Genomic DNA, 14,476 nt, shown 5'->3' with positions numbered 1-14,476 from the left:
GACACTCCGGTGCGAGATCAACACGCCCTGAGCGAACAGATGTTCGAAAGTGAGGCCGGTGGGTTGTGGCGCGGCCGGGTCAGATGTGACCCGCCTTCTCCATCTGGCGCAGTTCCCGTTTCAATTCGGAAACCTCGTCACGCAGCCGCGCCGCGAGTTCGAACTTGAGTTCCCCGGCGGCCTCGAGCATCTGGCCGTTCAGGTCCGCGATGATCGACTCCAGGTCGTTGGCCCCGTTGGCGGCCAGGCCCTGGCGGCGAGGGGTCGGCGCGAGTCCCTTGCGCCGCTCGGTGCGGCCGGCCAGGAGCTCGGCGGTGTCGGCCTCCTCCCGGGCGAGCACCTCGGTGATGTCCGCGATCCGCTTGCGGAGCGGGGTCGGGTCGATCCCGTGCAGGGTGTTGTAGGCCACCTGCTTCTCGCGGCGGCGGTCGGTTTCGTCGATGGCGCGTTCCATCGACGCCGTGAGCCGGTCGGCGTACATGTGCACCTCGCCCGAGACGTTGCGGGCAGCGCGCCCGATGGTCTGGATGAGCGAGGTGGCCGAGCGGAGGAACCCTTCCTTGTCGGCGTCGAGGATGGCGACGAGCGACACCTCGGGCAGGTCGAGGCCTTCCCGCAGCAGGTTGATTCCGACGAGCACGTCGTACACGCCCGCGCGGAGCTCCGTGAGCAGTTCCACCCGGCGCAGGGTGTCGACGTCGGAGTGCAGGTAGCGCACCCGCACCCCTGCCTCGGTGAGGAAGTCGGTGAGTTCCTCGGCCATCTTCTTGGTCAGCGTCGTGACGAGCACCCGTTCGTTGCGTTCGACCCTCGTGTGGATCTCCTCGAGGAGATCGTCGATCTGCCCCTTGCTGGGTTTCACGACGATTTGCGGGTCGATCAGCCCGGTCGGGCGGATGATCTGCTCCACGACGCCGTCGGCGATGCCCATCTCGTACTTGCCCGGTGTCGCGGACAGGTAGACGGTCTGGCCGACCCTGCCCTTGAACTCACTGAACTTGAGGGGCCGGTTGTCCAGCGCGCTGGGGAGCCGGAAGCCATGCTCGACGAGGGTGCGCTTGCGGGAGGAGTCGCCCTCGTACATGGCGCCGATCTGGGGCACGGTGACGTGCGACTCGTCGATGACCATCAGGAAGTCGTCGGGGAAGTAGTCGAGCAGGCAGTGCGGCGCCTCCCCCGGTTGCCGGGCGTCGATGTGCCGGGAGTAGTTCTCGATCCCCGAGCAGAACCCGATCTGCTCCATCATCTCCAGGTCGAAGGTGGTGCGCATCCGCAGGCGCTGAGCCTCCAGCAGCTTGCCGCCCCGTTCGAGCTGTTCGAGGCGTTCGGCCAGTTCCTCCTGGATGGTGCCGATGGCGCGCTGCATGACCTCGGTGCTGGCGACGTAGTGCGACCCGGGGAAGACGGAGACGGAGTCGAGCCTGCGCACGATGTCGCCGGTCAGCGGGTGCAGGCTGTACAGCGCCTCGATCTCGTCGCCAAACATCTCGATCCGGATCGCCAATTCCTCGTACATCGGGATGATCTCGATGGTGTCGCCCCGCACCCGGAAGTGGCCTCGGGAGAAGTCGACGTCGTTGCGCTGGTACTGCATCGCGACGAACCGGCGGACGAGCCAGTCCCGGCTGACCTTCTGGCCGACCTGGAGGGCGATCATGGCCTCCAGGTAGCCCTCCGGGGTGCCGAGGCCGTAGATGCACGAGACGGTGGACACGACGATCACGTCGCGCCGGCTCAGCAGCGAGTTGGTGGTGGAGTGCCGCAACCGCTCCACCTCCGCGTTGATCGAGGAGTCCTTCTCGATGAAGGTGTCGGTCTGCGGCACGTAGGCCTCAGGCTGGTAGTAGTCGTAGTAGGAGACGAAGTACTCGACGGCGTTGTTGGGCATCAGCTCACGGAACTCGTTCACCAGCTGTGCGGCCAGGGTCTTGTTGTGGGCGAGCACCAGGGTGGGGCGTTGCACCTGCTCGATCAGCCAGGCGGTCGTCGCCGATTTTCCGGTTCCGGTGGCGCCGAGCAGCACGATGTCGGTCTCGCCGGCGTTGATCCGGCCGGCCAGCTCGGCGATCGCGGTCGGCTGGTCACCGCTCGGGGTGTACTCGCTCACGACCTCGAACGGATGTACAGAGCGCGTGGGTTCCATGGCTCCAGTCTACGGAGCACCCCTGACAGTCGTCTCGGCGGCGACCCGCACGCGCCGCCAGAGGTCGTCGACCTGGGCCAGCGTGCGGGTGAGGCTGCCGGCGGTGTCGATGACCACGTCCGCGACGGCCAGGCGCTCGTCGTCGCTGGCCTGGGACCGGATCCGGCGCAGGGCCTCGGCCTCCGTCATCCCGCGCAGCTCGACCATCCGCCGCACCCGGGTTGCCTCGTCGGCGTGGGTGACCACGATCAGGTCGAACGGGTGGTCGACGCCGGCCTCCACCAGCAACGGAACGTCGTAGACGACGACCGCGTGCGGGTCCCGCTCGGCGGCCTCGCTGATCACCAGGTTCGAGAGGGATCGCACGGCCGGGTGCACGATCGCGTTGAGCAGGGTGAGGGCCGCTGAGTCGGCGAAGACGAGGGCCCCCAGTGCCGGTCGGTCGAGGCTGCCGTCCGGCCCGATCACGGACGGGCCGAACGAGCGGGAGATCTGGTTGAACGCCGCCGTGCCGGGTTCCACCGCGACCCGGGCGAGGTGGTCGGCGTCGATGTGCACGGCGCCGAGTTCGTCGAGCCTGCGCGCCACGGTGCTTTTTCCGGATGCGATCCCGCCGGTCAGTCCAATCAGGTACACCCGTGCAATGCTAACCTCCCGCGGCGCCCTCAGCGCCACGGTGTTCGTGCTGGTCGTCGACGGCAGGCCCGCACGAAAAAACAGGCCGGACCCCGAAGGGGCCGGCCTGTCTCAGCGCGCCGGCACCGTGTCGGTGCCGGCGAGCCAGGTGGAATCGCGCCCCTAGTTGGAGCTGGAGAGCTTCTCGCGCAGAGCTGCGAGGGCCTCGTCGTCCGCGAGGGTGCCGGCGCCGGCCGTCTCGCTGGAGAAGGAGGAGCCCGCGGCGGAGGGGACATCGCCGGGGGCGATGATCTCGTCGTTCGCGGAGGCAACCTGCTTCTTGTGGGCTTCCCAGCGAGCCTGGGCTGCAGCGTAGTCCTGCTCCCACTTCTCGCGCTGGGTTTCGAAGCCTTCGCGCCACTCGTTGGTCTCCGGGTCGAAGCCCTCAGGGTACTTGTAGTTGCCCTGGTCGTCGTACTCGGTGAGCATTCCGTAGAGTGCCGGGTCGAACTCGGTGCCCTCCGGGTCGACACCCTCGTTGGCCTGCTTGAGGCTCAGCGAGATGCGGCGACGCTCGAGGTCGATGTCGATGACCTTGACGAAGACCTCGTCGCCGACGGCGACGACCTGTTCGGCGAGCTCAACGTGCTTGCCGGAGAGCTCGGAGATGTGGACCAGGCCCTCGATGCCCTCGGCGACGCGAACGAACGCACCGAACGGGACGAGCTTGGTGACCTTGCCCGGTGCAACCTGGCCGATGGCGTGGGTGCGGGCGAAGACCTGCCACGGGTCTTCCTGGGTGGCCTTGAGCGACAGCGACACGCGCTCGCGCTCGAGGTCGACCTCGAGGATCTCGACGGTGACTTCCTGGCCGACCTCGACGACCTCGCTGGCGTGCTCGATGTGCTTCCAGCTGAGTTCGGAGACGTGAACCAGACCGTCAACGCCGCCCAGGTCGACGAACGCACCGAAGTTGACGATCGACGAGACGACGCCCTTGCGGACCTGTCCCTTCTGGAGGTTGTTGAGGAACGTGGTGCGGCTCTCGGACTGCGTCTGCTCGAGCAGGGCACGACGGGACAGCACGACGTTGTTGCGGTTCTTGTCGAGTTCGAGGATCTTGGCCTCGATCTCCTGGCCCAGGTACGGGGTCAGGTCGCGAACGCGCCGCAGCTCGATGAGCGAGGCCGGGAGGAAGCCGCGCAGGCCGATGTCCACGATGAGGCCACCCTTGACGACCTCGATGACCGAACCGGTGACAACGCCGTCTTCGTCCTTGATCTTCTCCACGTCGCCCCAGGCACGCTCGTACTGAGCGCGCTTCTTGGACAGGATGAGACGGCCTTCCTTGTCTTCCTTCTGAAGAACGAGGGCCTCAACCAGGTCGCCGACCTTGACGACCTCAGAGGGGTCGACGTCGTGCTTGATGGAGAGTTCGCGGGAGGGGATGACACCCTCGGTCTTGTAGCCCACGTCGAGGAGAACCTCGTCGCGGTCGATCTTCACTACGGTTCCTTCGATGAGGTCGCCGTCGTTGAAGAATTTCAGAGTCTTTTCGACCGCGGCAAGAAAGTCTTCAGCAGATCCAATGTCGTTGATGGCGACCTGCTTGGGTGCCCGTTCGGTCGTTGCGATTGTCATGTAGTAGTTGCTCCAGGATGGACATAGATCGGGCCACACGCAGAAAGGATTTCAGGATCGCGCACCGCGCATGGCAGCGGATAGTTCGTCACAAACGTGACAGTCAAGCTTAGCTGTTTGCGGACGGGCGCGGCAACTTCGCCCGAACCGGCCCCGGTGCCGCAATCTGGCGGATCGCGGGCTCGAGCTCGGGATAGGAAAAGACGTAGCCGGCGTCCACGAGCCGTTCGGGAATGACCCAGCGGCTCTTCAGCACGAGCTCGGTTTCAGTGCGGATGGCCACGGCGCCCAGCTCCAGCACCCACCGCGGCAGCGCCAGTCCGAACGGCATCCCGAGGACCTCCCGGAGCACGCCCATCACGGTGGCGTTGTCGGACGGGTTCGGCGAGGACGCGTTGACGATCCCCGCAAGGTCCGGCCGGTCGGTGAGGAAACGGATGATGCCCAGCACGTCGGCAATGTGGATCCAGCTGAACTTCTGCCTGCCGCCCTGCGCTCGAGCCTCATGCCAGGTGCCGGCCGCGAGGCGGTCACGCGTTGGCCACCACCGTCCGTCCCGCTGCGGGCCGCCGAGTCCGAGCCGGGTCAGCGTCAGGAGCGGGCTCAGGGCGCTGCCGTCGCCGAGTACGATCGCCATCCTCAGGGCGACCCGGCGAGTGCCCGGCAGGTCGCCATCGAAGAGCGCGCGTTCCCACGCTGTCGCGATACCCACCGAGAACCCCTCACCGAGCTCGCCTGTCGCTTCGGTCATCGGCCGGTCCTCGGCGTGACGGTAGATCGTCGCGGTCGAGGCGTTCACCCACAGGGGCGGCGGCGTTTCGCAGGCTTGCACGGCCGCCGCGAGTTCCCGCGTCGTGTCGACCCGGGACCGGAGGATCTGGGCCCGGTTCGCCTCCGTGTAGCGGCAATTGACGCTCTTGCCGGCGAGGTTGACGAGTACCTCGGCTCCGTCCAGGAGCCGGGTCAGCGCCGGAGAGTCGCCCCAGACCGCGTCGCCCGTTCGCCCGATCCGGGCGACGTTCCAGCCGTCGGCCCGGTAGGCCTCGACCAGGTACCTCCCGATAAAACCGGAGGCCCCGGCGATGACGATCCGTCGACTCATGTCTGGCGCTCCCTCTCTTGCACCGAGTAGTGGAACCACCCGGCGTATTCGTACAGTCTGCCGAGCCAGGGTGCGCTGACGATGACCCGCACGTGCTGGCTGTCCGTGTCGTCGTCGAATCGTTCGGTCAGCGAGACGGTCGGTGCGAGGAAGGCGGGCAGGACGAGGCGAAGGCCGGCCAGGCGCAGCAGCACCCGGGCGGAGTCCAATCGGAGCGTGCCGTCGACGATGCGGGCGTTGAGCCGGGTTTCGAGCAGGCCGAGGGTGCCCAGACGGTCGACCAGCCCGGAGGGCCCGGCCGTGATGGCGTCCACCATGCGCCGCTCCCCCGCCCGGAACCGGAATGTGCGCACTGCGGCGACGCCGCCATGGCCGGCGGCGTCGAGCGTGGGCGTGTTCAACACGGTGAAGGGCACGTCTCGTTCCCAGACGGGGAAGAGCACCCCCAGGCGGCCGAGGAGCCAGAGCGGGGGCCACAGCCACCGCCGGGGCGTTCCGACCGTGCTGAAGGTGCCTTCACCGGCGCCGACGCACCCGGCCGGGATCGCCGCGAAGTAGGCGCGGAGGCGCGGGTGCAGTCCGGCGAGGTCGTCGCCGAGCGCAGTCTGGTAGGGCGATCGTGCTTCCCCCGGCACGGCGCGCCTAACCGAGCATCGCCGAACGGAGCGTGTCGAGGCCGACCCCGCCGAGGTCCAGGGCCTTGCGGTGGAAGTCCTTGATCGAAAACGCCGCGCCCTCCTTCTCGCGGTAGGTGTCGCGCAGTTCTTCCCAGATCCGCTGGCCGACCTTGTACGAGGGTGCCTGGCCGGGCCAGCCGAGGTAGCGGTTGACCTCGAACTTCACGAAGCCGTCGTTCATGTTCACGTTCCGCCGGAGGAAGTCGAATGCGTAGTCGGCCGTCCACGGTCCGGAGCCGTCCGGCAGCTGCTTTTCCAGGTGGACCCCGATGTCGAGCACGACGCGGGCGGCGCGCATCCGCTGCCCGTCGAGCATGCCGAGGCGGTCGGCCGGGTCGTCGAGGTAGCCGAGCTGCTCCATCAGGCGTTCGGCGTAGAGGGCCCAGCCCTCGGCGTGGCCCGAGGTGCCGGCCAGCTGGCGGCGCCAGGTGTTCAGCTTGGCCCGGTTGTGGACGGCCTGGCCGATCTGCAGGTGGTGCCCGGGTATTCCCTCGTGGTAGACGGTCGTGAGTTCGCGCCAGGTGTCGAATTCGGTGACGCCGACGGGGACGGACCACCACATCCGGCCGGGGCGGGAGAAGTCGTCGGTGGGCCCGGTGTAGTAGATCCCGCCCTCCTGGGTGGGGGCGATCAGGCACTCGAGGCTCTTGATCTCGTCGGGGATGTCGAACTGGGTGCCGGACAGCTCGGCCACGGCGCGGTCGCTGGTCTCCTGCATCCACTGTTGCAGCGCCGCCGTGCCGTGCAGCTTGCGGCTCTGGTCGGTGTCGAGGTGCGCGATCGCCTCGAGCACGCTCGCGCCCGGCTTGATCTGGTCGGCCACGCTTTCCTGCTCGGCGACCATCCGGGACAGTTCCTCGACGCCCCACTCGTAGGTCTCGTCGAGGTCGATCGTGGCGCCGAGGAACCGGCGGGAATGGAGCGCGTACAACTCGCGGCCGATCGCGTCCTTCTCGGGCGCCGCACCCTCGAGGGTGCCGCCGAGGAACTCGGCGAGGGTGCCGTAGGCGGCGGCGGCGGCGCGCGCGCCCGTGGCGAGAGCGGTGGCCAGGGTGGCCGGCAGGCTGCCGGATTCGAGGCTGGCCTCGGCGGCGAACCGCGCGAAGAACCCCCCATTCGCGGCGTGGCGCTTCGCCTGGGTGGCGACCTCCCGCACCTGGCGCCTGGCCGGCATGATGCCCTGCCGCATTCCCTCCCGGAGGGTCTGCAGATAGCCGTCCATGGCCGCGGGGACACTGCCGAGGCGGGCGGCGATGTTCTCCCAGTCGCCGACGGTTGTGGTGGGCATGAGGTCGAAAATTTCGCGGATGCCCTGGGCCGGCGACGCGATCACGTTCAGGTCCCGCAGCGCCAGCCCGGCCTCGTGGCTCTCCACATCGAGGGCGAGGGCGCTGCGCAGGTCGGTGCGGGTGACGACGTCGACGTCGTCGGCGGGCGGCGCCGCGTCCAGGAGGGCGATGACCTTCTTCGCCTCGAGCTGGCGGCGTTCGTCCCCGGCCGGCGAATAGTCCCCGAAGCGGCCGTCGCCCTCGGTGCGGCCGATGTATGTTCCCACCGTCGGGTCGAGGTCGACGAGGGTGTCGACCCAGTCCTCGGCGATCCTGTCGATCGCCGTCGGAGTGCGCTGAGTGTCGATTGTCATGGCACGAGCCTAAGACACCGGCGGCGGCGGCGTCTTCCCCCCGGTCGGAAGGGTCACGACGAACCGCACACCCGGCCGGTGGAGCGGGTCGATCACGATCGACCCGCCGTGGGCGGCGACGATTTCCCGGGCGATCGCCAGGCCGAGGCCGCTGCCGCCGGCGTCACGGGTACGGGACTCGTCGACCCGGGCGAACCGTTCGAAGACCCGGTCGTGCTGGTCCGCCGGGATTCCGGCCCCGTCGTCCGCGACGGTCAGTTCGGCCTGCCCGTCGACCTCTCTCAGGCTGATCACGATGTGCGGGCCGCCGTGCTGCACCGCATTGTCGAGCAGGTTGCGCACGACCCGTGCGAGCCGGTCCCGGTCGCCACGGAGCTGCGCGCCGGACACCCTGCCGGCGTCGACCGAGACCGGTCGGGTGCCGCGCACCCGGCGCGCTTCGTCCATGACGACGTCGTCGAGGTCGACCGGCTCGTCCTGGCGCGGTTCGCGGACGCTGTCGGCCCGGGCGAGGAGGAGGAGATCGTCGATGAGCCGTTGCAGGGTGTCGGCCTCGTCGAGCACGCTCCGCTGGGTGGCGGCGACGTCCGCCGCCTCGGGGTGGGCGCGATCGACCTCGAGCTGGGCACGGATCCGGGCCAGCGGCGTGCGCAACTCGTGCGAGGCATCCGCCACGAATCGACGCTGCCTGGCGCCGGCCGTCTCCACACGCTCGAGCATGTCATTCATGGTGCGCGCGAGCCTGGCGATCTCATCCCGGGTGTTCGGTTCGGGCACCCGCCGGTCCAGGGTGGAGCCGGACATGGCGGCCACCCGGCTGCGGATGGCTTCGACCGGCCGCAGCACCCGTCCGACCAGCAGCCAGACGACAGCCGCCAGGAGCAGCGACGCTGCGGGGACCGCGACGAACAGGCCCGCGAGGAGGGCGTCGACGCTGTCCTGGACGTCGTCCAACGGGGTGCCGACGAGCACGCGGAGGCCGCTCCGGGTCGTGGACAGAACCCGGAACTCCGGGCCGGGAATCGACCGGATGGTCTGGAGTCCGTCACCGGAGTCCAGGCTGCCGGCCAGGCGCGCGTCGGCGAGGGAGCGGGCGGTGGCGGCGATCTCCCGGCCCGCCACATCCGTCACCCGGGCGAAGGATTCGTCGTCGCCCTGCCCGGAGATGACGGCCGGCAACGTTCCGGCGTCGAGTGCGGCGATGATCGCTGTGCTGTGTCGATGCAGGACCTCATCGACGTTGTCGGTCAACACCGACCGTTGGGCGGCGACGAGGGCTCCGCCGGTGACGGCCAGGACGATGAGCACGGCCAGCGTCGCGGCGGCGGTGATCCGCCAGCGCACACTTCCCATCAGCCAGGTCGCCCGCACGGCAGCCGACTCTACCGAGGCCCGGGGCTGCCCGGCACCGTTCGTGCCGCCAGCCGATAGCCCGCGCCGCGTACGGTGTCGATCGAGGCGTGGCAATCGTGCTGCTCGAGCTTGCGGCGCAGCCTGGCGACGTACACCTCGACGATATTCGGGTCGCCGTCGAAGTCTCCGCTCCAGACGCCGTCGAGGATGTGCTGCTTGGACAGCACCTGTCCGGTGCGGTGGACCAGGTAGTGCAGGACGTCGAACTCCCGGGAGGTGACGGTGAGTTCCGCCTCACCGACCCACACCCGGTGGTGGAGCGGGTCGATCCGGAGGTCGGCCACCCCGCTCGGCGGCGGCGTCGCCGAATTGCTCCGGCGGATCAGGGCGTACAGGCGTGCCACGAGAACCGGGAAGGAAAACGGCTTCACCAGGTAGTCATCCGCGCCGGTGTCCAGCGCCTCCGCCTCGTCGAGGTCACCGTCCTTCGCGGTCAGCATCAGGATGGGCGTCCAGTTCTCGGCCGCGCGGAGATCGGCGCAGACCAGGAACCCGTTCCGGCCCGGCATCATGATGTCCAGGACGATGACGTCGTAGCAGCCCTCGCCGGCTCGCCAGAGCCCGTCAATTCCGTTGCGCTCGACGTCCACGGTGAAGCCCTCTGCGCGGAGGCCGCGCCCGAGGGCGGCCGTGATCTTCTCGTCGTCGTCCACCAGGAGCACTTTCATGGCACACCCTTCCTGCCGGTGACTCCCGCCCGGTCGGCCGGTGCGGCCGACCGGTGCGGCCGACCGGTACCTCGCCGTGCCCGATCAGCCGTCGGCGCCGCCCTTAGGCTCAGCGACGACCTGGAATGCCCGGTCAAGCTGCACATCGACCTCTGTGCCGTCGTCGAAGGTCACTTCGACCTCATAGTAGCTCTCCTCGTCGCCGACCTCGGTGTCGGTGACCCGGCCCTGCCCGGTCGCGGCCAGGGCCGCGGCACTCGCCTGGGCGAGCGCCGGGCCGGTGATGGCCGTCTCGGAGTCGCTCTGGCCGGATCCCTCGGCGTTCGCGGCCGGAAGGCCGCCCACCGTGCCGACGCCGACCAGGGCGGCCAGTCCGGCGGCGGCCGCCTTGCCTGTCTTCTTCATTGTGTTCTCCTTGGATCTCGCTTCCGAGCGCGCTTGGCCCGGTCCTCGTCACGGTAGGGGACGGCCGCTGAATCCACCCTGAACGGTTCGGGGTCGTTCAGGGTGGGTTCAGAACCGGGGTCAGTGCGCGGCGGCGTCCCAGTTCGCGCCCCGGCCGACCTGGACCTCGAGCGGCACGAGCAGGTCGGCCGCCCTCTCCATCCGGTGCGTGACGACGGCGCGGAGGGCATCCCACTCTCCCGGTGCCACCTCGAAGATCAGTTCGTCGTGCACCTGGAGCATCATCCGGGACTCGAGCGCGCCCTCGGCCAGGTCGTCGGCGATGCCGTTCATGGCGATCTTCATGATGTCGGCGGCTGAACCCTGGATCGGGGCGTTGAGGGCAGCGCGTTCCGCGTTCTCGCGGAGCACCCGGTTGGCGCTGTGCAGCTCGGGGAAGGGACGGCGACGGCCGAAGATGGTGGCGGTGTAGCCGTCGAGCTTGGCCTGTTCGACGACGTGCCTGAGATAGTCGCGCACCGCCCCGAACCGGGCGAAGTAGTCGCCGATCAGCTGTTTGGCTTCCTTCGTGTCGATCCGAAGCTGGCGCGACAGCCCGAAGGCGCTCAGCCCGTAGGCGAGGCCGTAGGACATGGCCTTGACCTTGCTGCGCATTTCGGGAGTGACGTCTGCCGGGGCGACGCCGAACACGCTGGCGCCGACGAACCGGTGCAGGTCCTCTCCGGCGTTGAAGGCTTCGATCAGGCCGGCGTCCGCGGAGAGGTGCGCCATGATGCGCATCTCGATCTGGGAGTAGTCCGCGGTGAGCAGGCACTCGCTGCCGGGCCCGGCGTGGAAGGCGGCGCGGATGCGGCGACCCTCCTCCGTGCGCACGGGGATGTTCTGCAGATTGGGGTCCGTCGACGAGATGCGCCCGGTGGCCGTGCCGATCTGCACGTAGTTGGTGTGGATGCGGCCGGTCCCGTCGATGGCCTTGTCGAGGGTCTCCACGATCTGGCGCAGCTTGGTCGCGTCGCGGTGCTGCAGGAGCAGGTCGAGGAAGGGGTGCGGATTGCTGGCCTGCAGGTCGGCGAGGGCGCCGGCATCCGTGGAGTACCCGGTCTTGTTCGCGCGGGTCTTGGGCATGCCGAGTTGCTCGAAGAGCACCTCCTGGAGCTGCTTGGGCGATCCGAGGTTGACCTCACGGCCGATCTCGGCGTAGGCGCCCGCGGCCAGGGCTGCGGAGCGTTCGCCGAGCTGGGCGGACAGGGCCGCCAGCTCGTCGTGCGAGACGGCGACCCCGGCGAGCTCCATGTCCACGAGCGCGATCAGGGTGGGCATCTCGATGCCGGTCAGCACGCGCCGCGAGCCCGCGTCGAGCTGCGCGGCCAGGACCTGGGCGAGGCGGTAGGTGTACCACGCCTGCATGGGGACTCCCCCGGCCTCGTCCTCGTCCGGCACGAGCTGGTTCGGGTCGTGCACGGGCAGTGTCTCGTCGAGGTAACGGGTGACCAGGTCGGTGAGGGTCTTGTCCGGGCCGCCCGGACGCAGCAGCCAGCCGGCGACGAGGGTGTCGGTGGCCAGCCCGGTGAAGGCCAGGTTGCTGCGGCGCAGCGCCTTGATCTGGTGCTTGGCGTCGTGCATGATCTTGGGCGAGTCGCTCGCGAGCCATTCCTCGAGCGGGAGGTAGTCGGTGCGTCCGGGCTGCCAGGGCAGGTTGACGGTCTCGGTGGGGCCGGCCAGTCCGAAGCCGATCGCCTTGCCGTCCTGCACCTCGACGCACAGGCCGATTCCAACCGGTGATCCGGCCACCGCCCGGCTGATCCAGGCGCCGAGTTCCTCGTCGAGCAGGTCCTGGGCGGTAGGGGCCGAGGGAGCGGGGACGGCCTCCACAGCGGGGGACGGCGCCGCGGCGGCGTCGCCGTCGACGCCGGCCGCGCCGCCCTCGAGCTTGATCACCCGGTCGAGCAGAGTCTTGAATTCGAGCCGGCCGAAGACGTCGCGCACGGCCGGTTCGTTGATCGCGCCGCGGGCCAGGTCGGTGATCTGCACGGGCAGGTCGAGGTCGGTCACCAGCCGGTTCAGCCGCCGGTTGCGGATCGCGTTCTCCTTCTGCTCGCGCAGGTTGTTACCGACCACGCCCGTGATCTCGTCCGCGTGTTCGAGGATCCCGTCGAGGCTGCCGTAGAGCCCCAGCCATTTCACGGCCGTCTTCTCCCCGACCTTGGAGATGCCGATCAGGTTGTCGCTGGTCTCGCCGACCAGCGCCGCGACATCCGGGTACTGCGCAGGCCGGATGCCGTATTTCTCCATCACGCGCTCGGGGTCGTACCGGGTCAGCGCGGACACACCCTGGCTGGCCGGGTAGAGCAGGGTGACGTTCTCGTTGACGAGCTGGATGGTGTCGCGGTCGCCGGAGACGACGAGGACGTGGTAGCCCTCGTTGGTGCCGCGCACGGACAGGGTCGCGAGGATGTCGTCGGCCTCGAAATCTTCCTTGGTCAGGGTCGTGATGTTCATCGCTGCGAGGGCGTCCTGGAGCAGCGGGACCTGCCCGATGAACTCGCTGGGCGTGCTGGCCCTGGTCCCCTTGTAGTCGGGGTACTCGCGGGTGCGGAACGAGAACCGGGAGATGTCGAAGGCCACCGCGATGTGGGTGGGCTTCTCGTTGCGCAGCAGGCTCAGCAGCATCGAGATGAACCCGTGGATGGCGTTGGTGTGCTGCCCGTCCCGGGTCTGGAAACTGTCGACCGGGAGGGCATGGAACGCCCGGTAGGCCAGGGAATGGCCGTCGATGATCATCAGGGTAGGCTTTTCGGAATCCAACACAGAGACAGCCTACAAGCGTCGTCAGACGCGGGCAGGGTGCAGCGACCAAAGGTGATCATGATCGAGAAGACCGCAGACGCGCTGGCCTGGGTTCAGGAACGCGGGGCAGGCAGCCTGGCCGAGAAGATGGGCATCGAGTTCGTCCAGTTCACGATCGAACGGGCGGTCGCGCGGATGCCGGTCGCGGGCAACACCCAGCCGGCCATGTTGCTGCACGGCGGCGCCTATGTTGTGCTGGGCGAATCGCTCGGGTCGATGGCGGCGAACCTGCACGCCGGCCCGGGGCGCCTCGCGGTCGGCATCGAGATCAATGCCACGCACACCCGGTCGGCGACATCCGGCCATGTCACGGGAGTGTGCACGCCGCTCCACCTGGGGCGAACCCTGACGACGCATGAGATCGTCGTCACCGATGATCAGGGCCGACGCTGTTCGACGATCCGGATCACCAACCTGATCAAGGACCTGCCGGCGCTGGCATAGAAGAAACGCAGGCAACCCGTCCACCCACGGTTTGCCTGCGTGTCTTTTCCTGAGTCGAGAGCGCCGCCTATTTTTTTGCGGAGAGCTGCTCGATGATCGCCTGGGCGACGTCGTGCATGGTCAGGCGGCGGTCCATGGATGCCTTCTGGATCCAGCGGAACGACTCCGGCTCGGAGAGGCCCATCTTCTCGTTGAGCAGGCCCTTGGCCCGGTCGACGAGCTTGCGGGTCTCGAACCGCTCGACCAGGTCGGCGACCTCGGCCTCGAGCGTGATGATCTGGCTGTAGCGGGACAGGGCGATCTCGATCGCCGGGAGCAGGTCGTTGGGCGTGAACGGCTTGACGACGTACGCCAGCGCGCCGGCCTCCGTGGCCCGCTCGACCAGTTCCTTCTGGCTGAACGCGGTGAGCAGCACGACCGGGGCGATGTGCGCCTTGGTGATGCGTTCGGCGGCGGAGATGCCGTCAAGGTGAGGCATCTTGACGTCCATGATCACCAGGTCGGGCCGCAGCTCGGTGGCGAGGGCCACGGCGGTTTCGCCGTCGCCGGCTTCGCCGACCACTTCGAATCCGGCGTCGCGGAGGATTTCGACGATGTCGAGGCGGATGAGGGACTCGTCCTCGGCCACGACGACGCGGCGAGGAGGAACTGGAGTGGAATCTTGGTCGGTCACGGGTCAAAGCCTACGGTATTCTGATCCAGGTGTTGTGAGCCGGTGTGGCGGAATGGCAGACGCGGAGCACTCAAAATGCTTTGTTCGAGAGGACGTGTGGGTTCGAGTCCCACCACCGGTACCGACACCCAGGCTGTTTCCACCGCGGAAGTGTCGTGCGCCCTTCCGCGGCGTCGCCGAATCAGCCCCCCATCGAAGCCCTCCCG

The 14,476-nt window shown here is 68.5% G+C and carries 13 protein-coding genes and 1 tRNA gene; 3 read left to right on the top strand and 11 right to left on the bottom strand.

Going from position 1 to position 14,476, the window contains the following annotated elements; translation table 11 throughout:
• Window positions 1-79: 79 nt before the first annotated feature.
• Both uvrB and coaE read right to left on the bottom strand, forming a co-directional pair.
• Window positions 80-2,143, bottom strand: coding sequence for an excinuclease ABC subunit UvrB (uvrB, locus tag E3T48_RS09820; protein WP_134523884.1), 2,064 nt, complete (start codon window positions 2,141-2,143; stop codon window positions 80-82).
• Window positions 2,144-2,152: 9 nt separating this feature from the next.
• Window positions 2,153-2,779 (bottom strand): dephospho-CoA kinase, encoded by a 627-nt coding sequence (coaE, locus tag E3T48_RS09815; RefSeq protein WP_134523883.1) that lies wholly within the window; start codon window positions 2,777-2,779, stop codon window positions 2,153-2,155.
• Window positions 2,780-2,786: 7 nt separating this feature from the next.
• Between coaE and E3T48_RS16735 the strand changes: the two genes are divergently transcribed.
• The gene (locus E3T48_RS16735) at window positions 2,787-2,945 is read left to right on the top strand and encodes a hypothetical protein (protein ID WP_166789689.1); all 159 of its coding nucleotides are present in this window, start codon (window positions 2,787-2,789) and stop codon (window positions 2,943-2,945) included.
• Here E3T48_RS16735 and rpsA read toward each other — a convergent pair.
• From rpsA to polA, 8 genes are all read right to left on the bottom strand, one after another.
• Window positions 2,942-4,399, bottom strand: coding sequence for a 30S ribosomal protein S1 (gene rpsA / locus E3T48_RS09810; RefSeq protein WP_134523882.1), 1,458 nt, complete (start codon window positions 4,397-4,399; stop codon window positions 2,942-2,944). The genes E3T48_RS16735 and rpsA overlap by 4 nt on opposite strands.
• A gap of 109 nt (window positions 4,400-4,508) precedes the next feature.
• Entirely contained in the window at window positions 4,509-5,501 is a 993-nt protein-coding gene (locus tag E3T48_RS09805) for an epimerase (protein ID WP_134523881.1), read from the bottom strand.
• Window positions 5,498-6,136, bottom strand: coding sequence for a DUF4166 domain-containing protein (locus E3T48_RS09800; protein WP_134523880.1), 639 nt, complete (start codon window positions 6,134-6,136; stop codon window positions 5,498-5,500). The genes E3T48_RS09805 and E3T48_RS09800 overlap by 4 nt, the downstream gene beginning before the upstream one ends.
• Window positions 6,137-6,143: 7 nt before the next feature.
• Window positions 6,144-7,820, bottom strand: a complete 1,677-nt coding sequence (locus E3T48_RS09795; RefSeq protein ID WP_134523879.1) for a DUF885 domain-containing protein — start codon at window positions 7,818-7,820, stop codon at window positions 6,144-6,146.
• Window positions 7,821-7,829: 9 nt separating this feature from the next.
• On the bottom strand, window positions 7,830-9,191 hold the full coding sequence (locus E3T48_RS09790; RefSeq protein WP_134523878.1) for a sensor histidine kinase: 1,362 nt from the start codon (window positions 9,189-9,191) through the stop codon (window positions 7,830-7,832).
• 11 nt (window positions 9,192-9,202) lie between these two features.
• Window positions 9,203-9,901, bottom strand: a complete 699-nt coding sequence (locus E3T48_RS09785) for a response regulator transcription factor (protein WP_134523877.1) — start codon at window positions 9,899-9,901, stop codon at window positions 9,203-9,205.
• An 84-nt stretch (window positions 9,902-9,985) separates the two neighbouring features.
• Entirely contained in the window at window positions 9,986-10,306 is a 321-nt protein-coding gene (locus E3T48_RS09780; RefSeq protein ID WP_134523876.1) for a PepSY domain-containing protein, read from the bottom strand.
• A 120-nt stretch (window positions 10,307-10,426) separates the two neighbouring features.
• Entirely contained in the window at window positions 10,427-13,114 is a 2,688-nt protein-coding gene (gene polA / locus E3T48_RS09775; protein WP_134523875.1) for a DNA polymerase I, read from the bottom strand.
• A gap of 57 nt (window positions 13,115-13,171) precedes the next feature.
• Here polA and E3T48_RS09770 point away from each other — a divergent pair, with 57 nt between their 5' ends.
• Window positions 13,172-13,597 carry a hotdog fold thioesterase gene (locus E3T48_RS09770; protein WP_134523874.1) on the top strand — a complete coding sequence of 142 codons (426 nt, stop codon included), beginning with the start codon at window positions 13,172-13,174 and terminating at the stop codon, window positions 13,595-13,597.
• A gap of 67 nt (window positions 13,598-13,664) precedes the next feature.
• Here E3T48_RS09770 and E3T48_RS09765 read toward each other — a convergent pair whose 3' ends face one another.
• On the bottom strand, window positions 13,665-14,270 hold the full coding sequence (locus E3T48_RS09765; protein WP_134506658.1) for an ANTAR domain-containing response regulator: 606 nt from the start codon (window positions 14,268-14,270) through the stop codon (window positions 13,665-13,667).
• 38 nt (window positions 14,271-14,308) lie between these two features.
• Here E3T48_RS09765 and E3T48_RS09760 point away from each other — a divergent pair.
• Window positions 14,309-14,391 (top strand) — tRNA-Leu (locus E3T48_RS09760).
• Window positions 14,392-14,476 lie beyond the last annotated feature (85 nt).

The sequence above is a fragment of the Cryobacterium fucosi genome (assembly GCF_004403515.1).
Lineage (GTDB): Bacteria > Actinomycetota > Actinomycetes > Actinomycetales > Microbacteriaceae > Cryobacterium > Cryobacterium fucosi.
The sequence above is the reverse complement of the archived record's forward strand: the minus strand, read 5'-3'. Positions and strand labels throughout refer to the sequence as shown.